This window comes from Micromonospora sp. NPDC018662 (assembly GCF_044391475.1).
In the GTDB taxonomy this organism is placed as follows: domain Bacteria; phylum Actinomycetota; class Actinomycetes; order Mycobacteriales; family Micromonosporaceae; genus Micromonospora.
Genome location: NZ_JBISAC010000003.1, coordinates 256481 through 280780 on the forward strand (window position 1 = coordinate 256481; position 24300 = coordinate 280780).

General features: G+C 73.7%; 25 protein-coding genes. 11 read left to right on the forward strand and 14 right to left on the reverse strand.

Annotation, left to right across the window (positions count from 1 at the left end):
• Window position 1 precedes the first annotated feature (1 nt).
• Window positions 2–1243, reverse strand: a complete 1242-nt coding sequence (locus ACH495_RS10805) for a cellulose-binding domain-containing protein (RefSeq protein WP_396857500.1) — start codon at window positions 1241–1243, stop codon at window positions 2–4.
• Window positions 1244–1339: 96 nt separating this feature from the next.
• Here ACH495_RS10805 and ACH495_RS10810 point away from each other — a divergent pair, with 96 nt between their 5' ends.
• From ACH495_RS10810 to ACH495_RS10820, 3 genes are all read left to right on the forward strand, one after another.
• Window positions 1340–1648: a hypothetical protein gene (locus ACH495_RS10810; protein WP_396857501.1), complete on the forward strand. Its 309-nt coding sequence runs from the start codon at window positions 1340–1342 to the stop codon at window positions 1646–1648.
• Between the two features lie 103 nt (window positions 1649–1751).
• Window positions 1752–2693, forward strand: coding sequence for a peptidoglycan-binding protein (locus tag ACH495_RS10815; protein ID WP_396857502.1), 942 nt, complete (start codon window positions 1752–1754; stop codon window positions 2691–2693).
• 313 nt (window positions 2694–3006) lie between these two features.
• Window positions 3007–3960, forward strand: coding sequence for a TerC family protein (locus tag ACH495_RS10820; protein ID WP_396857503.1), 954 nt, complete (start codon window positions 3007–3009; stop codon window positions 3958–3960).
• A 79-nt stretch (window positions 3961–4039) separates the two neighbouring features.
• Here ACH495_RS10820 and ACH495_RS10825 read toward each other — a convergent pair whose 3' ends face one another.
• Together ACH495_RS10825 and ACH495_RS10830 are read right to left on the reverse strand one after the other, a co-directional pair.
• The gene (locus ACH495_RS10825) at window positions 4040–4441 is read right to left on the reverse strand and encodes an SRPBCC family protein (RefSeq protein WP_396857504.1); all 402 of its coding nucleotides are present in this window, start codon (window positions 4439–4441) and stop codon (window positions 4040–4042) included.
• 44 nt (window positions 4442–4485) lie between these two features.
• A complete protein-coding gene (locus tag ACH495_RS10830; protein WP_396857505.1) occupies window positions 4486–5535 on the reverse strand; it encodes a saccharopine dehydrogenase family protein in 1050 nt (349 codons plus the stop codon).
• Window positions 5536–5631: 96 nt separating this feature from the next.
• On the opposite strand from ACH495_RS10830, the gene ACH495_RS10835 reads away from it, so the two are divergent.
• The gene (locus tag ACH495_RS10835; RefSeq protein ID WP_396857506.1) at window positions 5632–6528 is read left to right on the forward strand and encodes a LysR family transcriptional regulator; all 897 of its coding nucleotides are present in this window, start codon (window positions 5632–5634) and stop codon (window positions 6526–6528) included.
• A 70-nt stretch (window positions 6529–6598) separates the two neighbouring features.
• Here the strand turns inward: ACH495_RS10835 and ACH495_RS10840 are convergent, their stop codons facing one another.
• From ACH495_RS10840 to ACH495_RS10855, 4 genes are all read right to left on the reverse strand, one after another.
• Window positions 6599–7381 (reverse strand): esterase/lipase family protein, encoded by a 783-nt coding sequence (locus ACH495_RS10840; protein WP_396857507.1) that lies wholly within the window; start codon window positions 7379–7381, stop codon window positions 6599–6601.
• On the reverse strand, window positions 7378–8574 hold the full coding sequence (locus tag ACH495_RS10845) for an SRPBCC family protein (RefSeq protein ID WP_396857508.1): 1197 nt from the start codon (window positions 8572–8574) through the stop codon (window positions 7378–7380). The genes ACH495_RS10840 and ACH495_RS10845 overlap by 4 nt, the downstream gene beginning before the upstream one ends.
• A 114-nt stretch (window positions 8575–8688) precedes the next feature.
• Window positions 8689–9282, reverse strand: a complete 594-nt coding sequence (locus tag ACH495_RS10850; protein ID WP_396857509.1) for a TetR family transcriptional regulator — start codon at window positions 9280–9282, stop codon at window positions 8689–8691.
• A 152-nt stretch (window positions 9283–9434) separates the two neighbouring features.
• A complete protein-coding gene (locus tag ACH495_RS10855) occupies window positions 9435–11540 on the reverse strand; it encodes a cellulase family glycosylhydrolase (protein ID WP_396857510.1) in 2106 nt (701 codons plus the stop codon).
• A gap of 519 nt (window positions 11541–12059) precedes the next feature.
• Here ACH495_RS10855 and ACH495_RS10860 point away from each other — a divergent pair.
• The 4 genes from ACH495_RS10860 (at window position 12060) to ACH495_RS10875 (ending at window position 14618) form a co-directional block, all read left to right on the forward strand.
• On the forward strand, window positions 12060–13118 hold the full coding sequence (locus ACH495_RS10860) for a LacI family DNA-binding transcriptional regulator (protein WP_396857511.1): 1059 nt from the start codon (window positions 12060–12062) through the stop codon (window positions 13116–13118).
• 106 nt (window positions 13119–13224) lie between these two features.
• Window positions 13225–13419: a hypothetical protein gene (locus tag ACH495_RS10865; protein WP_396857512.1), complete on the forward strand. Its 195-nt coding sequence runs from the start codon at window positions 13225–13227 to the stop codon at window positions 13417–13419.
• Window positions 13420–13530: 111 nt separating this feature from the next.
• The gene (locus ACH495_RS10870) at window positions 13531–13860 is read left to right on the forward strand and encodes a hypothetical protein (RefSeq protein ID WP_396857513.1); all 330 of its coding nucleotides are present in this window, start codon (window positions 13531–13533) and stop codon (window positions 13858–13860) included.
• Window positions 13861–14141: 281 nt separating this feature from the next.
• Window positions 14142–14618, forward strand: coding sequence for a MarR family winged helix-turn-helix transcriptional regulator (locus ACH495_RS10875; RefSeq protein ID WP_396857514.1), 477 nt, complete (start codon window positions 14142–14144; stop codon window positions 14616–14618).
• 426 nt (window positions 14619–15044) lie between these two features.
• Here the strand turns inward: ACH495_RS10875 and ACH495_RS10880 are convergent, their stop codons facing one another.
• The 3 genes from ACH495_RS10880 to ACH495_RS10890 form a co-directional block, all read right to left on the reverse strand.
• Window positions 15045–15815: an SDR family NAD(P)-dependent oxidoreductase gene (locus tag ACH495_RS10880; protein WP_396857515.1), complete on the reverse strand. Its 771-nt coding sequence runs from the start codon at window positions 15813–15815 to the stop codon at window positions 15045–15047.
• Between the two features lie 96 nt (window positions 15816–15911).
• Window positions 15912–16577: a lysophospholipid acyltransferase family protein gene (locus ACH495_RS10885; protein ID WP_396857516.1), complete on the reverse strand. Its 666-nt coding sequence runs from the start codon at window positions 16575–16577 to the stop codon at window positions 15912–15914.
• The gene (locus tag ACH495_RS10890) at window positions 16571–17164 is read right to left on the reverse strand and encodes a TetR/AcrR family transcriptional regulator (protein WP_396857517.1); all 594 of its coding nucleotides are present in this window, start codon (window positions 17162–17164) and stop codon (window positions 16571–16573) included. Before ACH495_RS10890 ends, ACH495_RS10885 begins: the two co-directional genes overlap by 7 nt.
• Window positions 17165–17393: 229 nt before the next feature.
• On the opposite strand from ACH495_RS10890, the gene ACH495_RS10895 reads away from it, so the two are divergent.
• The 3 genes from ACH495_RS10895 to ACH495_RS10905 are packed head-to-tail and all read left to right on the forward strand — an operon-like array spanning window position 17394 to window position 19840.
• Window positions 17394–18617 (forward strand): multidrug effflux MFS transporter, encoded by a 1224-nt coding sequence (locus ACH495_RS10895; RefSeq protein ID WP_396858034.1) that lies wholly within the window; start codon window positions 17394–17396, stop codon window positions 18615–18617.
• Between the two features lie 53 nt (window positions 18618–18670).
• Window positions 18671–18841: a hypothetical protein gene (locus tag ACH495_RS10900; RefSeq protein ID WP_396857518.1), complete on the forward strand. Its 171-nt coding sequence runs from the start codon at window positions 18671–18673 to the stop codon at window positions 18839–18841.
• 57 nt (window positions 18842–18898) lie between these two features.
• The gene (locus ACH495_RS10905) at window positions 18899–19840 is read left to right on the forward strand and encodes an acyltransferase domain-containing protein (protein WP_396857519.1); all 942 of its coding nucleotides are present in this window, start codon (window positions 18899–18901) and stop codon (window positions 19838–19840) included.
• Window positions 19841–19888: 48 nt separating this feature from the next.
• Here ACH495_RS10905 and ACH495_RS10910 read toward each other — a convergent pair whose 3' ends face one another.
• The 4 genes from ACH495_RS10910 to ACH495_RS10925 all read right to left on the reverse strand — a co-directional run bounded on the left by ACH495_RS10910 (window position 19889) and on the right by ACH495_RS10925 (window position 24273).
• Complete coding sequence (locus ACH495_RS10910) at window positions 19889–20836, reverse strand: carbohydrate kinase (RefSeq protein ID WP_396857520.1); 948 nt, start codon at window positions 20834–20836, stop codon at window positions 19889–19891.
• A 3-nt stretch (window positions 20837–20839) separates the two neighbouring features.
• A complete protein-coding gene (locus tag ACH495_RS10915; RefSeq protein ID WP_396857521.1) occupies window positions 20840–21862 on the reverse strand; it encodes a glycosyl hydrolase family 32 in 1023 nt (340 codons plus the stop codon).
• A gap of 176 nt (window positions 21863–22038) precedes the next feature.
• A complete protein-coding gene (locus ACH495_RS10920) occupies window positions 22039–23073 on the reverse strand; it encodes a LacI family DNA-binding transcriptional regulator (RefSeq protein ID WP_396857522.1) in 1035 nt (344 codons plus the stop codon).
• 72 nt (window positions 23074–23145) lie between these two features.
• Window positions 23146–24273 carry a glycoside hydrolase family 172 protein gene (locus ACH495_RS10925; protein ID WP_396857523.1) on the reverse strand — a complete coding sequence of 376 codons (1128 nt, stop codon included), beginning with the start codon at window positions 24271–24273 and terminating at the stop codon, window positions 23146–23148.
• Window positions 24274–24300 lie beyond the last annotated feature (27 nt).

Genomic DNA, 24300 nt, shown 5'->3' on the forward strand with positions numbered 1-24300 from the left:
GTCAGTAGCCGTAGCGACTCTTGAGGTGCCGCCACCAGTCGCGCAGCATCCAGGCGTCGAACTCGGTGATCGTGGTGGCGCTGCCGGCCTTCATGATGAAGCCCTGGCCCGGCAGCGGATCCCAGTCGTAGAAGTCGTCCAGGCCGTAGGTGTGGCCGATCTCGTGCAGCAGGATGTGGATGTTGTCGCTGCCGAGGTTGCCCATGAAGTACTCGCGGCCGACCCGTTGCCCCCAGTCGCCGCCGGCGCCGCCGCCGAAGCCGTCGGTAAGCCAGAGCGAGTGGTCGTAGTGGTGGGCGGCGCCACCCGGGCAGTTCGGGTACTGGCCGTTCTGGTTGAAGTACCTGCCGCACGGCTCGCTGCACTGCGGCGCGTTCTCCCGGATGTTGTTGACGTAGATGTCGACCGAGTTGTCCGACCACTGCAACTGGTTGCGGTCCCGCACCGCCCAGCCGACCACCTTCACCGGCACGTCGGTGTAGGGGAAGCCGTTGTGGCCGGCCATCACGGTCATCCACTTCTTGTACTGGCGGGCCAGCGCGGCCTGGATCTGGTCGCGTTGGGCGGCCGTCACGGTGGCCGTCGAGTCCCACCGGACGCAGTAGTTGATGTAGCCCCGGTTCGCGAAGAGCTGGTCCCAGCCGTAGTTGCGGAAGCCCAGCGGGTTGCCGTTGTTGTAGGTCTGCTCGACGTGCTGCCACACCTGGTTGAGCGGGCCGGCCAGGTTCGCCGGCGGGTTCCAGCCCGAGGTGGGGGGTGGCGTGGTGGGGCCGGCGGTGGGGGACGGCGCCGGGGTGGTCGGCGTCGGCGCGGGCGTGGCCGGTGCACCGGTGCACGCCGTCCCGTTCAGCGTGAACGCGGTGGGTGCCGGGTTGGACCCGGTGAAGGCGCCGTTGAAGCCGAACGACGTCGCGGCCCCGGTGCCCAGGGACCCGTTGTAGGAGGTGTTCGTCGCGGTGACCCGGCTGCCGCTCTGGCTGACGCCCGCGTTCCACGCCTGGGTGACCGTCTGCCCGGCCGGGTAGGACCAGACCAGCGTCCAGCCGGTGACCGGGTCGCCGAGGTTGGTGACGGTCACGTCGGCGCCGAAGCCGCCCGACCACTGGCTGGTCACCCGGTAGTCGACGCGGCAGCCGGCCGCGGCGGCCTGCGCGCCGGTGACCACGAGCGCCGCACCGGCGGTGGTGGCCAGCGTGGCGGCCAGGACGACAGTCAGCCGTACGCCGGTTCTCGGTGGTGCCATGGATGCTCTCCTTTCCGGCCGGAGCCGCGGTTGCGGGCCGATCGCTCCGGTCACGGTCGAAATGAATTCGCAACTGTCGATGCATTCACCGACACCATGGCTGCCGAAAACGTTTTCGTCAAGGGTTCGCCGGCTGCGTGGCCCGGCCCGGCCGCACCGGACGTCGACCCGACCGGCTCACTCCGGCTGCGACAGCTGCTGGACCCGGCGCCGGGGGAGTGGATCGCCGCCCGGCTGGCCGACCATGCCGGGGCGCCGTGGTCGACGCGGGACCTGCCGCCGGCGGTGTCGCCGGCGGACGGGGTCGCGCTGGTGGCCGGCCTGCTGCGCGCCGGTCTGGTCCGGCGGCACCGGGTCGTCGCGCCGAGCCGGCGAAAACATTTTACATTTACTCATGCCTTGTAAATATTTATCGCCATCGTGATACTGGTGCCGGGTCCGGCGACCGTCCCGGACCGGACGGCCGGGCCAGCGAACCGGCCGGTCATCTCCTGGACGAGGAGCGCCGATGCCGAGTTCCCTCCGACGCCGCACCGGCCGACTGGCCGTCGTGTTGCTCGCCCTGACCGCCGTCCTGGTGGGTCCGGCCGCCGCGCACGCCGCGGCACCGGCGTGGCCGACCCTCAGCGCCGGTATGTCCGGCGCCAACGTCGCCTCGGCCCAGTTCCTGCTCCGGCACCATGGCCAGACCCTGGCCGTGGACGGCGCCTTCAGCGCCGGCACGACCGCGGCGGCGCAGGCGTTCCAGTCCGCCAACGGCCTCACCGCCGACGGCGTCGTCGGCGCCCTGACCTGGTCCCGGCTCGTCGTGACGCTGGACCCCGGCGCGAACAACAACGCGGTACGCGCGCTGCAGACAACCTTGAACAAGTACGGGTACGGGTTGACTGTCGACGGGGCCTGGGGTGCCGCCACCACCGACGCGGTGACCGCCTTCAAGGCCGGGCGCGGACTCACCGGCGGCACCACCGTCGGCGCGACGACCTGGCAGTGGCTGCTCGGCGGCGGCGGCGGCGGGGGCGGGGGCCTCTACGCGCCGGTCATTGACCGTTCGGTTCTGCCCCGGTCGGAGTACGACGACCCGCACCACGACTACCCGGCGATCGACCTGCCCACCGTGACCGGCGTGACCACGTACGCGATCACCGCCGGCACGGTCGGCTACGCGGGTGGGAGCTGCGGCAACGGCATCGGCATCACCGCCGACGACGGCGCCTACTACCTCTACTGCCACCTGTCGTCACGCGTCGTCGCGGCCGGTGCCCGGGTCACTCCCGGGCAGGTCGTCGGCTACACCGGGGCCACCGGCAACGTGACCGGCCCGCACCTGCACCTGGAGATCCGGGTGGAGGGCGCCAACCGCTGCCCGCAGCAGCTCCTGCTGGCCGTGTACGACGGCGCTGCCGTCCCGGCTCCCTCGGCCCTGCCCGCCACCGGATGTTTCTCCTGACCACCGGCGGGGACGTGGTGGCCGCCGTGCGCCGATGACGAGGAACACGGTCGCGTGGATTCGCCGCATCTCGGCAAGGAGCCTCCGGCACTGGTAGGTCTCGGACCGCCTCTTGACATACGAACTCAACTTCCCGAATAATGAATCGTAGTTCGAGGGGGAGTACCCATCCCGCACCGGACGCGTCGGCCGTCAGGACGAGCCCGCCCACGGGCTCCGGCCACGCGAGCCGTCCGCACCCGTCGGGCGGCCAGGGGAGACCTTCGACCCGTTCGCCGGCGACCCGCCGGCCCGGTCGGAGGGAGCACTCGCCGTGTCCGTACCCCTGTGGTCCTGGTTGGCCCTGAGCCTGGTGATCGCCGCCATGCTCGCGGTCGATCTGTTCCTGCACCGCGACAACCACGTCATCGGCTTCCGCGAGGCGGCGATCTGGTCGGCGGTCTGGATCGCCGCCGGGCTGGCGTTCGGCGCGGTGCTGTGGCGGTGGCAGGGCGACGAGGCCGCCGGCGCCTACTACGCCGGGTACCTGATCGAGAAGGCGCTGTCGGTGGACAACGTCTTCGTCTTCGCCCTGGTCTTCACCTACTTCGCCGTGCCGGCCGCGTTCCAGCACAAGGTGTTGTTCTGGGGCGTCATCGGCGCGCTGCTGTTCCGGCTGGTGTTCATCTTCGTCGGCGCCGAACTGCTCGAGACGTTCTTCTGGACCGCGTACGTGTTCGGCCTGTTCCTCGTCTGGACCGGCTGGAAGATGGCGTTCCGGCACGACGCCGAGACGAACCCCGACCGCAACCTCGTCGTCCGTCTCGTGCGTCGGGTCGTGCCCACCGACGCCCGCTACCACGGCGACCGGTTCTTCACCCGGGTCGACGGCAAGCGGGTCGCGACGCTGCTGTTCGTCGTCCTCGTCGCCGTCGAGGCCACCGACCTGATCTTCGCGATCGACTCCGTCGCCGCGATCCTGGCGATCACCACGAGTACGTTCATCGTCTGGACCGCTAACGCCTTCGCGGTGCTCGGCCTGCGCAGCCTCTACTTCTGCCTCGCCGGCCTGCTGCGCCGCTTCGTGCACCTGCACTACGGCCTGGCGTTCCTGCTCGCCTTCGCCGGGGTGAAGCTGATCCTCTCCGAGACCCCGGTCGGCAAGCTGCCCATCCCGCTGACCCTCGGCGTCATCGTCGTCACGCTCGCCGTCTCCATCGGCTGGAGCCTCGCCGCCACCCGTGGCCGGCAGCCCGGCGACGGACCGCGCATCTCCACCGCCCGCTGAACGCCGAGGAGGAGCCCGCCCTGACGCGACCAGGTGCGCCCGGGGCGGGTGCCGGCGCGCCGTACCACCGAACCCGGGTTCACCCCGCGATGCCGTCCAGCCACCGCTGGTGCCAGCGCAGCAGGGAGCGGGTCAGCACCCGGCCGGCCAGGTGCGGCAGCACCCCGGTCTGCGTCTCCTCGGTGACCACCAGCGTGCCGCCCGGCCGCGGGGTGAGGAGCCAGCGGTGGTGGCCGGACGAGCCAACCGCCCGGCCGGTCCAGCCGAGCAGCCGGTACGGCTCCCACCGGTCGACGACGCACCGGACGCGGACGTGCAGGGTCGTCCAGCGGAACCCGACGCCGGGGCCGAGGACCGGCGCGCCGGTCAGCACGACGCGCCGCGCGTTCGGATACCACGACGGCCAGGCGGTGGCGTCGACGAGACGGCTCCACACCGCCTCCGGGGCCAGCGGCACGAACGCCTCGTTGCGGGTGTGCACGGGGGAGCGTGCCGGTTCCCGGCCGGGCGGCCACCCGGGAGCCGTCACCGCAGGTCCCGCAGCGTCGTACCGGGCGTGGTCAGCGCGATCCGCGGGCCGTGCACCTCGGCCGGGGTGCGGTAGCCCGCCGGCGCCTCACCCGCCGCGGTGCGGGCCAGCAGCTCGACCGCGGTGTGGGCGCTGTACCGGTAGGCGTCCGGGCCGTTCAGCACCGCCTCGGCCACCGCGCCCGCGTCGTCGCGGACCAGCCCGTGCACCAGCGTGCGACCGGCGTCGAGCTGCGCCGGCGTGGGCCCGTCGGGCAGCCGGGCCAGCAGCGCGGCCCGGGCGCGTCGTGCGGCGGACGACGTGGTCAGCCACGGCGCGGCCGGGGCGACACGCAGCGCCAGGCGCACCGGTCCCGGTGCCGCGAAGAACGTCGCGACGTCCGCGACACCGGTGGACCGCCCGGCGGAGACGACGTCCGCCCGCCAGGGGTTCGTGACCACCCGGGTACGCGTCCCGCCGTCGCTGATCCAGCGATGCTCGGCGGCGGCGCGCACCGGCACCAGTCGCCCGTCGCGCCGTTGTACCCCGGCGCCCGCCATGCCGTCGGTGAGCGTGCCGAGCGTGCCGCGCGACACCCGGCCGGTGGTGGCGAACGACAGCTCCAGCCGACGGGCGGCCGGCAGCCGCCGGACGAGATGGACGGCCACCGCGTCCGTCGGCACGACACCGAAGCCGACGCCGGGCATCGCCATCACCCCGGCGGCGGTCAGTTCGGCGTCCCGCCGCCACACGGTCAGGAACTCCGCCGCCTCGCCGGACAGGTCGAGGTAGTGCGTCCCGGTCCGCACGCAGGCGTCGAGCAGCGGCCCCTGGGTCCGGGCGAACGGACCGGCCGCGTTCAGCAGGACCGAGGCGTCGTCGAGCAGCCGGTCCAGCGCGACCGGCTCGTCCAGCGCGGCGGTGCGGACCGGGGCGTCGAGACCCAGCGCCGCGAGCCGGCCGGCGTTCCGGCCGGCCAGCACCGGAGCGAGTCCCCGCCCGACGGCGAGGCGGGCCACGAGCCGGCCGACGAATCCGGTGGCCCCGTAGATGATGAGGGAAGACACGCCACCGACCCTGGACCACCCGGACGGCGGGCGTCCAAGAGACGCGGCCGCGGTGTCGAGAGGTTCTTCCTATCGGGCCTGGCTAGGGTGGGGCCGGTGGACCTGGAGCGGGTACGGGCCTTCGTCGCCACCACCGAGTGGATGAACTTCACCGCCGCCGCCGAGGAGCTGGGCCTGGCGCAGCCCTCGTTGTCGGCGCGGATCCGGGCGCTGGAGACCGACCTCGGCGTCGAGCTGTTCTCCCGGCGCCGACGGCAGGTCGAGCTGACCGCGGCGGGACGGGCGTTCCTGCCGCACGCGCGCGCCCTGCTCGACCTCGCCGCCGAGGCCCGCCGCGACGTGCGCGGGGCCGCCGCCGCGGCGTCGAGCCGCCGGCTGCTCATCACCACGCTGGCCGCCAGCGTCGACGAGGTGAAGGCGGGCACCGTCGTGGGCCTGCGGCGTGACCTGCCGGGCTGGCAGGTCACGCTGACCGGCGTGCCGTTCCGGGAGCACATCTCCCGGCTGCGGGACGGCACCGCCGAGGCCGGCTACCTGTGGCCGCCGTACGCGCCGGACGCCCTCCGCGACCTCCACCTGGAGACGATCGGCGCGTTCCGCCGGCTGCTGGCCGTGCCGGAGCACCATCGCCTGGCCGGACGGCCGGAGGTGACGGTGGCCGACCTCGCCGGGGAACCGCAGGTGCCGCTGCCGGACGACGTCGACGCCGCGTTCGTCGCCGCATGGCGGCTCACTCCGGACGCTCCCACCGGAGCCGCGGAGCCCGCCGCCGACGTCGCCGGCCTGCTACGCGCGGTGGCCGGCGGCGTCGGCTGCTGCCCGGTGCCGTCGTTGCTGGCCCGGACCGCGGCCACGCCGGGCGTGGCGTACGTCCCGGTGCGCGGGGCGCCGCCGGCGACGTTGGCGCTGGCCTGGCGGGTGGACGCGCCCGCCGAGATCGACCACGCCCTCCGGGCGGCCGCGCGACGTGCCCGGCGCGGGCCGGCTGGTTGACCCACCGACCCGCGCCCCGCGCCGGGGTCGTGCGCGACCCGCCCGGTTCTCGCCCGCGCCGACCGCCGAGCTACCGGCCCGGGGCGTCCGCGGTCGTCAGCGCGACGGCGACCGCCGCCCACACGCCCGGGTTGGCGACCAGCCCGCCGTGCGAGCTGTCCACTGTCACGCAGCGGGCCGCCGGATCCTGGGAGGCGTGCCAGGAGACGATGCCGTCGCTGCGGCTGGCGATCGAGGTGAACGGCAGGCCCGGCGGCGCGGGGGCCAGCACGTCGTCGTGGACGTCGCGGCAGCAGTCGCCGAACGGGCAGTCGCGCACCCAGTCCCGGCGGCCGAGCCGCGTCATGGTGGCCATCCACATGGTCAGCAGTCGCACCGCCAGATGGATCCCGAACGGGTCGGTCAGCGGCGAGCCGAGCGTGACCAAAGCACGCACCCGCTCGGGGTGGCGGACGGCGAGGGCCTTGGCGAACATCCCGCCCCGGCTGTGGCCGACGAGGGTGACCGGCCGACCGGTCTCGGTGTGCACGCGGACCAGGGCCTCCTCCACGACCGCCAGGTCCCGGCTGGAACAGCGACGGCCGTCGGTGAGCCCGGTCGGCCGGGCGTCCCAGCCGCCCTCGCGCAGCCAGTCCCGCAGCAGCGCCACCCGGTCGTCGCCGGCGGCGAAGCCGGGCACCACAAGCACCGGCGCCCCCGGCTCGGGCGGCGTCGGCGGGGCGGGACGCGCGGCCCGCAGGGCGGCCAACTCGCCGCCGGCCCGCCGCTCACGCCAGATCGGCGGTGCCACGCTGCGCGGCAGCCCTAGGTAGTGCAGTGGCGTCCGGAACGGCTGCCACGCGTGCTCGCTCATCGGGTGGTCCCCTCGGTCGTCGGTCGGCCCGTCCCGGACGACCCGTCGTGCTCCCGGCGTAGCGCCGCGTCCAGCCGCTCCAGTGTGGTCGTCATGCCGGCCCGCAGGTGGGCGGCGCGGTCTGCGGCACCGACCAGACGTTGGACCGCACGGACCGCCGCCAGCTGGGGCGTCGCCCGGGTCATCGACTCGGTGATCCGGGTGCCGCCGTCGACCGGCTCCAGCTCGTAACGCCAGGAGGACGACGACGGCCAGGCGGTGGCGAACCCGAAGACGCGGCCGGGCACCGCCTCGGTCACGGTCGCCGTCATGCGCCAGCGGTAGAACGGACCGATGCGGTTGCTGCCGGTGAACCGCCGGCCCGGCTCGCGCCACCGGGCGGCGTACGTCTCCGGGCTCCATTCGCCCATCCGGGTGATGTCGCTGACCAGCGCGTAGACCCGGTCCGGGGAGGCCGGAACGGTGCGGCTGACGTGGACCGAGAGGGCGGGCCGCGCCTCGTGGTCGGCGATCACGCGGCGGGCGAGCCGCGCCGACGACGCGGGGTTCTGCCCGGTGTAGAGGTTGCGGTCGACGGTCACGAACGGCCGCAGCGGTACGCGACCGCGGACGTAACGGGCGCCCCGCGCCACCAACTCGTCCTCCAGCAGCCAGCGGGCCTTGCGGGCGAACCGGTTGAGCAGTTCCTCCCGGTTCGACAGACCGGTCATGGTGTAGCCGGCGAACGGCCACGTCCCGTCGTCGCCGGTCGCCGCCAACGTGGCGGCGGGGGCGTGGCAGAGCAGGGCCAGCGGCATGCCGGCGTGCAGGGCTCGGGTCAGCAGCGCGCCGGAGACCGGGTCGACGGCGAGGTCCTCCATCGGGCCGTGCCCACCCGGGAGGAAGACGGCGTCGTAGTCGGTCGGGTCCACCTCGGACAGCGTGCGCGGGTGAGCGAACTCCCGCGCGTGGGCGGCGAGATAGCGACGGTGCCGACGCGCGCGCCAGGGCGCGGTGGCGGGCAGCCGCAGGCTGAGCGGGTCGATTGTCGGGGGCACGCCGCCCGGGGTCGCCACGGTGATCCGCCAGCCGGCGGCGGAGAAGAGCCGGTGTGGTTCGACGACCTCCTCGGCCCAGACGCCGGTGGGGTGTGTCGTGCCGTCCCGCAGCGTCCAGTGGTCGGCCGCCGACAGGACCATCAGCACCGCGCGCATCGCTCCGCCTCCCCTCATCAAACCAGTTGGTTCGGTTCAGGTATAGCACCGGTCACGGCAAAATCAAACCACCTGGTTCGATTCACGTGGCGCGGGTTGCCACTCCGGACGATGTCACAGCGGCGGACGGACCAACCGCTGCGCGGCGCGGCGCACCTGGGCCCGGGCGACGTCGTCCGACTCGGGCTGCGACCCGAGCGCCCGGTGCAGCTCGACCGGCGCGGTGAGCCAGGACGTGGCCACCGCGATCAGCGCGGCCAGCAGGTGGTGCGGCGGCCACTCCGGATCGACCAGCCCCGCCCGCTGCGCGTCCCGGATCACCGCGATCTTGTGCCGGTAGCCCGTCACACGCTTCTCCGACACCTGCTCGGCACGCCCGCGCTCGTGCAGCCACGCCCATGCCGCGATGCGTTGCAGGTCGGGCCGGGCGGCGAACGTGTCGTGCAGCCGTACCGTGTAGTCCACCAGGTCGGGTGTGATCGGCACGACCCGGGACAACTCCTCGAGGCCGACCTCCATCACGGTGTCGAAGAGAGCGTCCTTGTCGCCGAACCAGGCGTAGATGCGTTCCTTGCTGGCCCGCGCCCGCTCCGCGATCCGGTTGATCCGCGCGCCGTCGACGCCGTGCCGGGCGAACTCCGCCATCGCCGCGTCGAGCACCCGCCGCCGGGTCTCCAGGCCCCGCGCCTGCGTCGCTGGAGAGGTCATCCGGCCACGTTAGCGCAGATGGTCACGCCCCTCGGGCGGGCCGCCGGGGCGTCGGGACGCTGCGACGTCGCCCCGACCGTCGCCCCGGCCCGGCCTCGGCTGCCCGGCCCCGCCGCCGGTGCCGCGGCCTCCACCGCGGCACCGGCCGACGATCAGGCGGTGCCGGTCACCGAGGTGCCGGCCTTGGTGATCCGGTAGGTGGTCTTCGCGCCGCTCCAGAAGTGGAAGGTGAGCGTGACGACGCCGTCGTTCACCTCGGCGAAGAACTCCGGTTTCAGGATGATCGTGTTGGCGGTGTAGTCGGGCTGGAAGTGCCCCCAGAACTCCTTGAACGGCGTCCAGTTGGCCGGGCCGGCGGGGCTGCCGTCGGCGTAGGTGGCCTCCATGGTGGCGAGCTGGTCGCCCTGGAACCGGGTGGGGATGGCGAACGAGCTGGTCGTGCCGGTGGTGGCCGCCTGGGTGGGCGGGTCGGAGCTGATGACGTCGATCTTCCAGGGCACGCCCTGGGAGAAGCGGGCCTCGACGGTGGCGTTGACGCCGTAGGCCCGGTTGCCGACCAGGCGGGTCAGCGCCGCCGGGGTGAGCGTGACGGTGGTGCCGGAGACGGTGTAGTCGGCGCCGGCGGCCAGCGGGGTGTCGCCCTGCCAGAGTCCCCGGAACGACAGGCCGTTGAGGTTGAGGGTGAGCGACCGGCCGGGAACGGCGCCGGTGTGCGGCACGTACACCTGGTCGGCGGAGGCGGTGCCGGAGCGGGTGGTCCAGCTCGCCTTGATCATGTCGGCGACGCGCTGGTCACGCCAGCGCAGCGCGGTGCGGTCGAGGAACTGGCCGGCGTCCCACAGCATGGTGGTGAGGTTCCGGGTGCGGGCGTGGTAGCCGACCGCTTCGAGGTACTTCAGGAACTCGCCCCGTTCGATGATGCCGGGTCGGGTGTGGTCCCAGGAGAGCAGCGCCCACTCGCCGATGATGACCGGGATGCCGCGGGCGACGAACGTGTCCCGCAGCCGGTCGAACGTGCCGACCAGATCCTGCTCCACGTTCGTGTCGTACCGGGTGCCGCCGGCGATGTTCACGCTGAACGGCCACCAGCCGTAGAAGTGCACGGTGGCGGCGAGGTTGGGGTCGTGCAGCTGGGCCATGCCGGCGGACAACGCGTCCAGTCGCGCCTGCTCGCCGCTGGTGTGGAGCGTGGGCAGGACCAGCAGCCGGGTGGCGTTGGCCCCGCCGGACGCGCGCACCAGGCGGACGAACTCGGCGTTGAGCTCCCGCGTCGCGGTGTCGCCCTGCTCGTCGGTGGTGTCGGCGAACTGCGGCTCGTTGATGCTCTCGAAGACCAGCTTCGGTGAGTGGTCGCGGAACGTCGTGGCGAGTTGCGTCCACAGTGCCCGGTACCGGTTCGTCACGCCGGCCCGGTCGGTGGGGTAGGTGTTGAGCCACTGCCAGGAGTCGTGGTGCAGGTTGATCATCACGTAGAGGTCCTCGGCCAGCGCCCAGTCGACGATCTGGCGTACCCGGCTCAGCCAGGCCGCGTCGATGGTGTAGTCGGGCGCCGGGCCGTGGTGGTTGCTCCAGGTGATCGGGAGCCGGACGCTGCGGTAGCCCTGGGACCGTACGTGGCGCAGGAGCGCCTGGGTGGTGAGCGGGTTGCCCCAGGCGGTCTCGTCCGGGATGGCGTCGAGCGTGTTGCCGAGGTTCCAGCCGGGTTGCATCGCGGCCACCGTGGCCGTCGGGTTGCCGGCCGGGGGAGGCGTGGTCGGTGGCGTCGACGGCGACGCCGTGGCACTGGGCGACGGGCTCGTCGACGGGCTGGCGGTCGGTGTCGGCGTGCCGCCGCCGTCACCGGCACAGGTGACACCGTTGAGGGTGAAACCGGTCGGTGCGGTGTTGGCGCCCGACCACGACCCGTTGAAGCCGAACGACACGGTGCCGTTGGTCGGCACGGCGGCGTTCCAGGCGACGTTCGTCGCGGTGGCCTGGCTGCCGGACGCGGTGACGGTGGCGTTCCACGCCTGGGTCACCCGCTGCCCGGACGGGAACGTCCAGGCCAGCCGCCAGCCGTTGACCGGGTCGCCGAGGTTGGTCACGGTGACCGCGGCGGTGAACCCGCCCGGCCACTGCGACGGCACCGCGTACGACACGCGGCAGCCGCCGGCCGCCTGGGCGCCCACGGCCACCGTCATCGACGCCACCAGCAGGGCCGCCGCGGCACCGGCGACCAGGCCGGTCCGGAGGCGGATTCTTCGTGTGCTCAGGGTCATCGCGTGCTCCCTTGCCGTTGTGCGAATGGTCCGTGCGGACCGCGGACCACCGGGTGGGTCCGGCACGGTCGGTGGCCCACCGGGGGCCACCCGCTCCGGACGTGTGGAGGGCGCGCGACGGCGCGGCAGGGGCCGCCCGGCCACTGCGGCTGTCGCGTGCCGGGTGCGTTGCTCGCGGACGCTGCCCTGTGCCTCCGCCGGTCACCGCGCGGCTTCCGCGGCAGTGGCGCTTTCCGGCTCCCTGGAAAGTTTCGGGCCGAACGCTACGCTTTTCTTCGATACGCGTCAATGGACTCCGGCCTCGTGCCGGCAGGGCTCGGCGAGCCGGGGGAGGTAATGCCGAGAGGATGACCTCGGAAAGCCGCAACCGGCACCTCGGAAACTTTCGGGCCCGACCAGTCCAGCGGCGGCAGCGGCCGGGAGACCGGTGAACCGCCGCCCGGCATGGACGGAGGGCTATCCTTGCGGCGAGCGCGGCACCCCTCGGGCGGGGGTGGGGCCGGCGTGGAAGGAGCCAGGTTGTCACACGCCGAGCCGGACGAGACGGTCGCCGAGCGGGCGGCGGCCGGGGCGGCGGCTCCGTCCCGGCCGGTCACGATCTCCTACATCGCCCAGACCGCCGGGGTGTCGGTCCCGACCGTGTCGAAGGTCATCAACGGCCGGACCGGCGTGGCCTCGGACACGCGCGCCAGGGTCGAGGCGCTGATCAACCGGTACGGCTACCGCAGGCCCACCTCGTCCACCCGCAGCAACCTGGTGGAACTCGTCTTCGACCAGCTCGAACACATGTGGGGGATCGAGGTCATCCGCGGCGTCGAGCAGGTGGCCCGCGAGCACCGGGTGGGCGTGGTGCTGACCGAGTTCGGGCCGGAGCGCGGCGGGGTCCGCTACTGGATCGACGACACGCTCGCCCGTCGTCCGGACTGCGTCGTCTCCGTCGCGCAGTTGTCGGGCGAACAACGCGACCAGTTACGCGCCCGCGGCATCCCGTTCGTGGTCTTCGATCCCACCGGCGAGTTGCCCGACGGTGTTCCCTTCGTCGGGGCGACCAACTGGGCGGGCGGTCGATCGGCCACCGGGCACCTGGTCCGGCTGGGGCATCGCCGGATCGCGATGATCGGCGGCCGGGACCGGATCCTCTGCTGCCGCGCGCGGCTGGACGGCTACCGCTCGATGATGGAAGCCGCCCACCTGCCGGTCGACGCCGACCTGGTGGCGCGCGCCGACCTCACCGCGGACGGCGGGCGGGCCGCTGCGCTGCGCCTGCTCGGCCGGCCGGAACGCCCGACCGCGATCTTCGCCGGCAACGACCTCCAGGCGGTCGGGGTCTACCAGGCCGCGCGGGAACGCGGACTGCGGATCCCGGCCGACCTGAGCGTGGTCGGCTTCGACGACCTGCCGATCGCCGCGCTGCTGGATCCACCACTGACCACCGTGCGCCAGCCGCTCGCCGAGATGGCCGTGGCCGCGACCGAGCTGGCGCTCGCGCTCGGGCGCGGCGAGCCGACGCAGCGGACCGGCCTCGAGCTGGCGACCAGCCTCACGATCCGGAGCAGCACCGCCGCGCCGCCCCGGTGAGGTGGACGGTCAGCCGACCTGTCAGGCACCGTCCACGGCTCCGTGGGCCGATCCGCCCACCGGTTCGGTCGACGTCGACCTCGTCGGCCAGCCCGGCGCCCCGACGATGTCGGCACGCGTCTTGCCCGACTGCTGGGTCCCACCGACCGTCGACGGGCGCGGTGACCTCGCGCTGCTGGAGTTGGCGACGCCGCTGCCGCGCGGCCCGTTCGCGCCGCTGCGCCGGCTGCGGTCCTGGGGCCGTCGCGTGGTGATCTGCGGCTACCCGCAGACCGGCGGCGGGGCCCATCCGTCGAGGTGAGCGCCCGGGTCAGCCGCCGTCGACGACCGGTCGCCGACGGCGGCATGGACCGTTGTCGGAGGTGGTCGTGGTGCCGAGGACGACCGCGGTGACGGGGACGCGGTGATCGCGGTGAACGCGGACACCGGGGCGCTGCGCTGGAAGCAGCAGACGACGGACTCCGACTCCTGGACCGTCGGCTGCCTGCTGCCCACGCCCACGCCCAACTGCGAGGGCCTGGCGGACGGCGCCAACCTCGACTACGACTTCGGTGCCACGCCGAACATCTTCTACGCCAGCGGCCGACTCCTCGTCGGCGTCGGGCAGAAGAGCGGCGTCTACCACGCGTTCGACGCCCAGACCGGCCAGATCCTCTGGCAGCAGCAGCTCTCCCTGCCGCAGCCCAACGGCGGCAAGTCGGGCATCCAGTGGGGGTCCAGCTGCGACGGCAGCCGGCTGTAGGTGGCGACCTGGGAGGCCAATCCGGGCACGCTGTTCGCGCTCGACTCGGCGACCGGGACCGGGTCGGGCGGCTCGGTCTCCGGCAACGGCGGGCCGTCGTCTCCAACGGCATGGTCTACGTGTAGTCCGGCTACGACGACTTCTACGGAATCCCCGGGCGCGTGCTGCTCGCCTTCGGGCTCTGACAACCGGGCGGAGGTGCCGGTACGGTGCGGAACAGGACCGTACCGGCGCCCCCGACTCACTGGCTCGACCCGCATTTTCTTGGCTACGCTGCCGGAATGGCCGGCAATCCTGTTGATCAGAACTTCCTCACCACGCTGAGTCTGGTGTCGCGTCGGCTGAAGAGCGAGGCCGAACGCCGCCTCATCCAGCACGGGGTGCACGCCGGCCAGCAGTTCATCCTCGAATGCCTGTGGGACCGCAATGGCCTCACACCGGGCGAGATCGCCCAACGGATCAAGGTCGAGGCGCCCACCGTGACCCGGGCCATCCAGCGCATGGAGGCGTCCGGCCTGGTGGTGGTGGGCGCCGACGAGTCCGACGGGCGGCGGGTCCGGATCTGGCTGACCCACAAGGGCGTCGCACTGCGCAAGGTCGTGCCGCAGGTGGTGGCGGGCCTTCAGGACGACGCGCTGGCCAAGCTCAGCGCGAACGAACGCACCGAATTCGTACGGCTGCTCGGCCTGGTCTCCGACGCCCTCGCGACGACGGCGTCGGGCCGGCTGGGCGACGAGGCCCCGGCCGGGGTCGGCTGACTCCGCGACGTCGGCCGGCTCCTCCACCGCACCGCCGAGAGGAGCAACGACGTGCCACCGAGCCGATGCAGGACGCCGACCTGATGCCGTTCCTGCGCGCCCACGACTGCTTCCGTCGGGATCTCACCCGGGTGGGGGCGCTGCTGGCCGACGACCGGCCGCTGGACGAGACACAGACCCGGGCCCTGGCCGACTACTGGGCCGGCGTCGTCGAGCTGCTCGAACACCACCACCGGACCGGGCCTTCTCCCGGGCCGAGTGGTTCGACATCGAGGCGCGCACCACGGCGGCGCTCACCCAGGACGGGCTGCTGCCCTTCGCGTTGCCGTGGGCGTGCTGGAGGCGCGGCCGGTCTGACGGCGGGGCGGCGTCGTCAGCCGTGGTCGTGGGCCCGGTGACCACCGGTGGTCACCGGGCCCACACGTGTCAGGACGTGCCGCCGGTGACCCGGATGATCTCACCGGTGATGCTCTTGTTGACCGGCGCGGAGAGGAAGACGATCGCGTCGGCCACGTGCTTGCACGACGGCAGGGCGCCGGTGGGCAGCCGGTCCGTCTGCTCCTTCATCAGGGGCTCCGGAATCTCGAAGGCCAGCTCCTTGCCGTCGATCACCCAGCCCGGCATGACGACGTTGGCCACCACCCCGTCGCCGCCGGCCTCCCAGGCGATGGTCCGGGTGGCGCCGTACAGCGCGGACTTGGCGGCCACGTAGGGCACCGAGCCGACCATGCCCCGCTCCACCAGGGACGTGGAGAGGTTGACGATGCGGCCGACGCCGCTGGCCCGCAGCGCCGGCATGGCCACCCGCAGCACGCGCAGCGTGCCGGCCAGGTTCGCCTCGATCAGGTGCTCCCAGTTGGAGTTGTCCTTCTCGAACGCGGAGACCCGCTCGGTGGGGTTGTGGTCGGCCCAGCGCACCGCGTTGTTGACCAGCACGTCGAGGCCGCCCCAGTGGCCGACGACCTCTTCGACCAGGCGGGCGCCGGCCTCCGGCTCCTCCAGGTCGAACTGCGTGACGTACGCCTGGCCGCCGGCGCGGCGGACCTGTTCGGCGACCTTCTCGGCGGCGTCCCTGCGACTGGCGTAGGTCAGCGCCACCCGGGCGCCCTCCCGCCCGAAGGCCACCGCGGTGGCCGCGCCGATGTTGGACGACCCACCGGTGACCAGCACCGCGCGGTCGCGCAGCCCAAGATCCATGCCATGCCTCCCAGCAGATTTATTTAGTCGACTAACTATATCGGTCGGAGGCGGTGCCGTGTGCCCTGGTGCGGGGTGGCGAGCGGCCGGCCGCGGTCAGTCGGACGGCAGGTCGTGGTAGCGGCCGGCGGGCTCCTGGCCCGACAACATCTGGACGGCCGTCATGATCTCGTCGGTGACGGCCCGCCGGGCCTGCCCGCCGCTGCCGGCGATCGGCCGGGTGAAGTGCAGTGGCGTGCCGAACCGCACGGTGATCCGCCCGGGTCGGGGCAGTCGGGCGCCCACCGGTTGCACCCGGTCGGTGCCGAGGACGGCGACGGGCACCACCGGGGCGCCGGAGGCCAGCGCGAGCCAGGCGACGCCGGTGCGACCACGGTAGAGCCGCCCGTCACGCGAGCGGCTGCCCTCGGGGTGGATGCCGAAGGCCCGCCCGGCGGCGAGCACGTCGAGCGCCACCCGCAGCGACGCCTGGGCCGACCGGTGGCCGCCGCGCTCCACCGGGATGGCGTCGATGCCGGTGAGGCAGTTCCGGGTGAGCCACCCCCGCAGGCCGGGCCGCCGGAAGTACTCGGCCTTGGCCAGGAAGCTGACCGGTCGTGGCGCCACCAGGGGGATCACCACGCTGTCGATGAACGACAGGTGGTTGGCGGCCAGGATCACCGGCCCGTGCCGCGGCACGTTGTCCCGCCCCTCGACCACGGGCCGGAAGGCCAGCCTGCCGAGCGGGGCGAGCACCAGCCGGGTGGCTGTCTGGGTCAGCACGTGATCCTCCGGCCGAGGTGGGCCGCCACCGCGGCGCGCAGCAGCGGTTCGACGTCGTCGTTGCGCACCATGGTCTGGAGGCTGCCCCACTGCCGCAGTGCGGCGATGCCGTGCAGGTTGGCCCAGAGCGCGCCGGCGACGACCGGCGGCGCGGGGGCGTCGGCCGTGTCGGGCCGGGCGCGGGCGACCAGGTCGACCAGGACGCCGAAGAGTTCCTCGCTGGCGTCCCGCAGGCCGATGCCGTTGCCCCGCAGCAGGTCGTGCCGGAACATGAGCTCGAACATGCCGTGGTTGGTGCGCGCGAACCGCAGGTAGAGCCGGCCCAGCGCGAGCACCTGCTCGTACGGATCCGGTTCGGCGCCGCCGATGGTGGCGGTGACCTCCGCGCCGAGCTGCTGGTATCCCTCCCGGGCGATGGCCGCCAGTAGGGCGAGGTGGGTCGGGAAGTAGCGCCGCGGCGCACCGTGGGAGACGCCGGCCCGGCGGGCGATCTCGCGCAGGGTGAGGGCCGCGGGGCCCTCCCGGGCGAGCAGGTCGACACCCGCCGCTACCAGTCGGGTGCGGAGCGTGCTGTCGGGCGGCGGCATAGACAGTGTCTACCAGGCCCCGTAGACACTGTCTACAGTCCTCGGTGCGCCAGTGACCCGCGTTACCTCTCGGCCCGGCGGGAATGCGGCCGGCGCCGCCGCATTTGAACCGAGGTGTGACTACCGCACCGAACCTCGCCCGGTCGCGCCCTGACCGGGCGGAGGCTCCCCGATGACCGATGCCGTCCCCGACGATTCGCCGAAGGCCGCGCCGACGCCGGGGGACCTGATGAGCCGCGGGCAACGGCTCCGGCTCGTGCTGGTCCTCGGTTCGCTGATCGCGGTGGGACCCCTGACGATCGACATGTACCTGCCCGCGCTGCCCGCGATCGTCGCGGACTTCGCGACCACCTCGGCGGCGGTCCAGTTGACGCTCACCGGGACGCTCGCCGGTCTCGCCCTGGGCCAGCTCCTGATCGGCCCGCTGTCGGACGCCGTCGGCCGGCGACGCCCGTTGATCGCCGGGCTCGTCCTGCACGTCGTCGCGTCGTCGCTCTGTGTCGTCGCGCCCAACGTCGCGGTCCTCGGTGCGCTGCGGGTGGTGCAGGGCCTCGGCGTCGCCGCCACCGCGGTGGTCGCGATGGCAGTGGTCCGCGACCTGTTCAGCGGCGCGGCGTTCGCCACCCTGCTGTCCCGGCTGCTGCTGGTGATGGGGGCGGCGCCGATCCTCGCCCCGACCCTCGGCGGCGGGGTGCTGCGCTGGACGGACTGGCGTGGCGTCTTCGTCGCGCTGGCCGTCTTCGGGGTGCTGCTGGTCGTGGTCGCCGCGCTCGGCCTGCCGGAGACGCTGCCGCCCGCGCGTCGCCGGCGTGGCGGCGTCGTCGCGACCGGAGCGCTGTACGGGTCGCTGCTGCGCGACCGCGTCTTCGTGGGCCTGGTCCTGGTGGCCGGCCTCGCCATGGCGGCGCTGTTCGCGTACGTGGCCGGCTCGTCGTTCGTGCTGCAACAGGGGTACGGACTCGACGAGCAGCAGTTCGGGCTGGCGTTCGGCGCCGGGGCGGTGGGACTGATCGGGGCGACCCAGTACAACGTCCGGCTGCTGCGCCGCTTCCCGCCGCAGCGGATCCTGGTCGCCGCCCTGGGCGCGGGCACGCTGGCCGGGCTGGCCCTGGTGGTCTTCGCCGCGACCGACGTCGGCGGGCTGCCCGCGTTGCTGGTGTCGTTGTGGCTGGTGCTGGCCGCGGCGGGGCTGGCCATGCCGAACGCGCCGGCGCTGGCGCTGTCCCGGCACGGCGAGGCGGCCGGCACCGCGTCCGCGCTGCTGGGCGCCGTGCAGTTCGGCGTGGGTGCGGTGGCCGCACCACTGGTGGGTGTGCTGGGCACCGGCGCGGTGGCGATGGCCCTGGTGGTGGCCGGCGGCATGGTGGCGGCACTGGCGGTGCTGCTGGTCGTGGTGCGACCGGCCCGGCTCGCCGACCTGGAGCCCGCGCCGGCGGTCGTGGCCGTGCACTGAGCGAGCGGCGGCCGTCCCGGGCGGGCGGGGCGATGTCGTCGGATACTTGGCCGATGACGAATCCCGACCTCGATCCCGAGCTGTACCCACCGATCGACCCGCGCGAGGACGTGCCGGACGACCCCGGGGAACTGCTCCCGGACACGCCGGACGACCTGCCGGAGGCGCCGGTCGAGCCGATGCCCGACGACGGGGAGCCCGGCGGCGTGCCGGAGCCGGCCTGACCGAGCGGCCCGCCCCGGGCCTGTCCCGGCGGCCACCCCGTCGGTAGGGTCGTCCGCGTGGATCTGGAGGACACCGCCGTCCGGCTCGGAGTGCCGGTCGAGGACATCGCGCGCGTGCACAGGCTCGCCGGCGACCGGCCGTCGGCGCCGCTGCCGCCCAGGGCCGACGCGCCCGCGATCCTCGACCGGCTCGGGGTACGCCCGGACGACGCCGCCGAGATCATGGCGGGCTGGCCCGACGCCGGCTCCCCGCTGTGGACCCCGGAGCTGCGCTGGCTGCTCGACCGCTCGATCGCCCTGGTCCGCGCCGACCTCGGGGGCGTCGACTGGCTGCCGCCGGGCCCGGCGTTGCCGCGGGAGCGGGGCCCCGCCTGGCGGCACCTCTACGTGTACGCCTACCTGGCCCTGGTCGGCGTGGTCACGGCATACCACCGCGACCACGGCATCGCCGACGCGGTGACCCGGGCGACCCTCGCCGACCTGGGCCGTAACCTGGCGATCGACCGGCGGATGGCCGGCGAGGGCTGGCCGGTCATGCAGAGCTGGCTGACGCTGCACACCCGCGGCGCGCTCTACGAGCTGGGCCGGCTCCAGCACCAGCGGGGCGACACCATCGGCCTGCACATCCCCGAGGCGGGGCCGCTGAGCCCGGCGGCCATCGACGCGTCGCTCGACCAGGCGCGGGCGTTCTTTCCGCGCCACTTTCCCGACGAGCGCCACACCGAGTTCTCCTGCGGCTCCTGGCTGCTCGACCCCCAGCTACGGGAATACCTCCCCGAGGATTCCAACATCATCCGGTTCCAGCGGCGGTTCGAGTTGGAGCCCTACGAGGATCCGGAGGGCATCGACGCCGACGTCGAGGTGCTGCGGTTCGTGTTCCGCACCCTGACCACGCCGCTCGACCGGCTGGAGCGCCGCACCGCGCTCCAGCGGGCGGCCGTCGACCACCTGCGGGCCGGTGGCCACTGGCGCTGGCGTCGCGGCCACTTCCCGATCTGATCGACACCTGCGGGTGACGGCGTCACCGGTGGCGGCGGTGGTGGACGATCAGCCCGGGTTCGGCGGCGTCCCGGCCAGCTCGGCCCGGCGCGGCGGATCCGCCCCGGGCCGGGTGCAGGTGAGCGCCGCGACCCGGGTGGCGTGGCCGAGCGCCGCGCGCAGCCGGGCCTCGTCCCATCCACGTACCGCGTCCGGCGTGGCCGCGCCGGCCTCGACCAGCGCGTCGAGCAGGCCGGCGGTGAACGCGTCGCCCGCGCCGACGGTGTCCACCACCGCCACCCGCTCGGCCGGGCACGTCACGTCGAGGCCGCCGCCGGTGCGGGCGTACGCGCCGGCGGCGCCCCGCGTCACCACGACCAGCGCCACGCCGAGGCGACCCAGCGCCACGGCGGCCTCCTCGACGTCCGCGCCGGGGAAGAGCCAGCCCAGGTCCTCGTCGCTGGCCTTCACCAGGTGCGCGTACCGGGCCAGGGCGAGCAGCCGGTCCCGCGCGGCGTCCGGATCGGTGAGCATCGCCGGCCGGACGTTCGGGTCCAGGCTGATCAGCACCCGACCCTCGGCGTGGGTGCGGGCCAGGAGGTCGGCGATCCGGTCCGCGCCCGGGGGCAGCAGGACGGCCAGTGATCCGGTGTGCAGCACTGTGGTGCCGGCCGGCAGCGTGGCCAGCTCCGCCGCGCTCCACTGCCAGTCGGCGGCGCCGTCGAGATGGAAGTCGTAGCCGGTCGCCCCGGTGGCGCCGGGTGAGACGACGGCCAGCGTCGCCGGCCGGTCGTCGGTGACGGCGTGGGTCAGGTCGACGCCGTTGGTCTCGGCGTGGGCGCGCAGCCGTCGCCCGAACGCGGTACCGGAGAAGCGGGCCAGCATCGCGGTCGGCCGGCCCAGCCGGGCCAGCCCCACCGCGACGTTCAGCGGGCTGCCGCCGGGGTGGGCGGTGAACCGGTCGTCCCCGCCGGCCGGGGCGAGGTCCACCACTGCCTCACCGAGCACGGTCAGCACGGCTCAGGCCTCCGCGCCGGTGCCGTCGGCCGGGGCGACCGCGCGGCGGCCGTGCACCGAGTACGGCGTACCGGGCGCGGCGTCGCCGAGCCGGACGGTGCCGTCCGGCTCGACCCGCACCGGGATCGGGTCGCTGAGCTCACCGACGAAGCGGCCCCGGTCGTCGTGGTTGAGGAAGGCCAGCAGCTGCCACCGGCCGTCGCCGTCGCGGACCAGGCGTCCGCTGTAGAGACTGTCGTCGGTCAGGCGCTGCGCCTTCGCGGCGTCGAACGGGCCGAGCAGCGACTCACCCGGCACCGCCCACACCCCGCAGGGACGGGCGTCGCGGCAGCGTTCGGCGAGCTGGTCGTGGAGGCAGGAGAAGATCAGCAACGGTCGACCGTCGACCACCTCGACCTGCGGCACCTCCAGGTGGCCGAAGCCGCTGCCGGGCGCGGTGACCGGGGGCTGCGCGGTCCAGTGCACCAGGTCGTGCGAGCGGGCGTGGGCGATGACGCCCCGGTCGTCGACCGGACCGGAGTTGGCGCGGGCGGTGAGCAGCATGTGCCAGCCGTCGCCGTCCGGGTCGGCGAACACCCACGGGTCCCGCCAGGCCTCGTCGGCCCAGGTGGAGTCGCCGAACCGCTCGTACCAGCGGCCGGCGGCGGTGAGCACCGGCGACGCCGGGTGCCGCTCCCAGGTGACCAGGTCGCCGGAGCTGGCCAGGCCGATCCGCTGCACGAGGGCGTTCTCGGCGCTGCCGGCGCCGGTGTAGAACATGTGCCAGCGCCCGTCCGGGCCGCGCAGCACGGAACCGGTCCAGGTGGCGACGTCGTCGAACGCCGGCCGGTCCGCCGGCACCAGCGCGTCGGCGAGCTGGGTCCAGGTGCGCAGGTCGGTGGAGACGGCGTGGCCGACGCTCGCCCGGAAGTGCCGCCGGTCCGGGTCGCCCAGCGCCCGGGAGGCACGCAGGAAGAACAGGTGGTGGGTGTCGCCGTCGTGGGCGAACCAGAAGTCCCAGATCCAGGCGTCGGGCAGTCGTAGCACGAGGGGGGTCCTTTGCCGTCGGCCGCCGGTGCGGCGGCGGTGCGTCGCGCCGCGGTGGCGGCGCCCGGGGGTGTGCGGCGGCCCCGGGGGTACGGGGTCGCGGGTGGCGTCGGGCCGCCACGCGGGGCGCGGCGGGTGATCGGTGCCGCCGCCGGGGGAGGCGACGGGACGCGGGGTCAGTGCGGGGCGGCGGCGACCGACTCGCGGCGGACCAGCGGGCAGGGCATGACCATCTGCCGGGTGGCCCGTCGGCGGGCCCCCTTGGGCTGGTCGAGCAGCTCCACCATGGTGGTGACCGCCCAGGCCCCCATCTCGTAGTGCGGGAGCGCGACCGTGCTGAGACCGGGGTGCAACCCCTCGGCGATCAGCTCCTGGTTGTCGAAGCCGATCACCGACAGGTCGGTCGGGACCCGCAGCCCCAGCTCGCTCGCCGCCCGGTAGGCGCCCATCGCCATCCGGTCGTTGAAGCAGAACAGGGCGGTGGGCCGGTCGGGGCGCTCCAGCAGCGCGCGGGCGGCCCGGTGCCCGCCGTGGGTGTCGGAGATCTCGGCGAGCACCAGCTCGGGCCGGAACGGCACCCCCGCCTCCCGCAGCGCCTCCTGGTAGCCCTGGAGCCGGCCGTGGGTGGCGGGGATGTCGTCGACGTTGGTGACGAAGCCGATCCGACGGTGCCCGTGGGCGAGCAGCTCCCGGACGGCCACCTGCCCGCCGCCGCGTTCGTCCGGCACGACCGAGGGGTACGCCGCGTCGGCGTCGGTGGCGTCCAGCAGCACCACCGGCATCGGGTGCAGTTCCGCGGGCACCCGCACGACCCGGTGGTACATGGTCGCGTAGAGCACGCCGTCGACCCGGTGCCGGGCCAGCGCCTGGATCTCCCGCTGTTCCACCTCCGGGTCGCGCCCGGTGGTGAGCAGCATGAGCAGCCAGCCGCGGGCCGAGGCGGCCTCCTGCGCGCCGAGGATCATCCGCCCCGCGTACGGGGTGGTGGCGATCTCGTCGCCCAGCAGGCCGAGGGTCTGCGAGCGTTGCAGCCGCAGCCCCCGGGCCAGTCCGTTCGCCGCGTAGCCGAGCCGGCGGGCGGCCGTCTCAACGCGTTCGCGGGTCTCCGGGCTGACCCGGGTGCCGGACTTGTTGTTGAGCACGTGGGACACGGTGGTCACCGAGACGCCCGCCGCCGCGGCGACGTCCCGGATGCTCGCCTTCGGTCCCATCAGCTCACCATCGCAGTGCTCGCGGGTGCCCGCCCGTCCGGTGTGGACGGCTGGGCAACGGTATCGGACCGGTCACTCGTCCCACAGGCCGTGTTCCGGCCAGCGGCGGGGGAGCCGCTCGGCCACCGGCGGCAGCTCCGGCAGCGGCTTGTGCGGGTGGTGCTGATACCAGTAGGCCACCGAGGAGAAGTCGTTGCCCTGGTCGTTGGCGTGCCCGTGCTCGATCGTCACCTTGATCGACGTCGAGAAGCGCACCGGGTCCTCGATGTGGAACCGGTACATGCTCCACAGGCCGAAGTGTTCCTGCGGGCTGCTGGCCAGGCTGATGCCGTGGTACGGCCCGGCGTACGCGCCGCTGGGAAAGCCCCAGGCCGCGTTGAAGTAGTCCTCGGTGCCGGTGCCGTGCAGCGACGGCGGCCACTGCTCCCCGTCGATGAAGATCATGTCGTCGCCCTCGCCCGGCCAGGTGTACGGCTGGTTGGAGGCGTTGTGGTTGTCGATGCTGAGCACGCAGCCCACGTAGTGGCCGGCGCCGCCGTCGGTGTCCAGGATGACGTAGTTGTCGTCGCCGGTCAGGTTGACGCCCGGCAGGTCCCACGGGTTCGGCACCTCGCCCGGGGCGAGCCCGTTCGGCACCGGCACGCAGGGCTTCTCCTGCCGGTAGTAGGCGTGGAAGTAGGCCACGTCGTCCGGCTTCGCCTCGTCGGTCAGGTCGTAGTCGACGTAGTAGAAGAGGTTCTCGATCGGCTTGTCCGACTCGTTGCGGATGACGATCTTCGCGGACTTGCCGAACGGCATCGGGAAGTACGAGTTCATCGCGGCGGCGAACGGGCCCTTGGGGCCGCGGCGCGGGCCGAACACCATGCTCAGCGGCAGTGACACGTAGTGCGTGCAGGTGGCGTGGCCGACGCCGAAGAAGTCACCCAGCGGGCTACGGACGCTCGGGTTCTCCTCGCCGTCCCAGTACATCTCGATGACCAGCTTGCGCAGGTACTTCTCCGAGTAGCAGCGGGTGGTCAGCCAGATGTGCTCGATGACGCCGGTGCCGGTGATGTCGGCCAGCACGTGCGTCCCGCCGGGCGGGACGACCGCGAAGTCGCGGTTGCCGCCGGTGCGGTCCCAACTCGACTCGCGCCGGGAGCGGCCGGCCTTGACCCGGGTGAGTCCCGCCAGCGGGCTGGTGGGTCGCCAGAACGACATGGTGGTTCCTTTCAGAGGGTGGGTGGT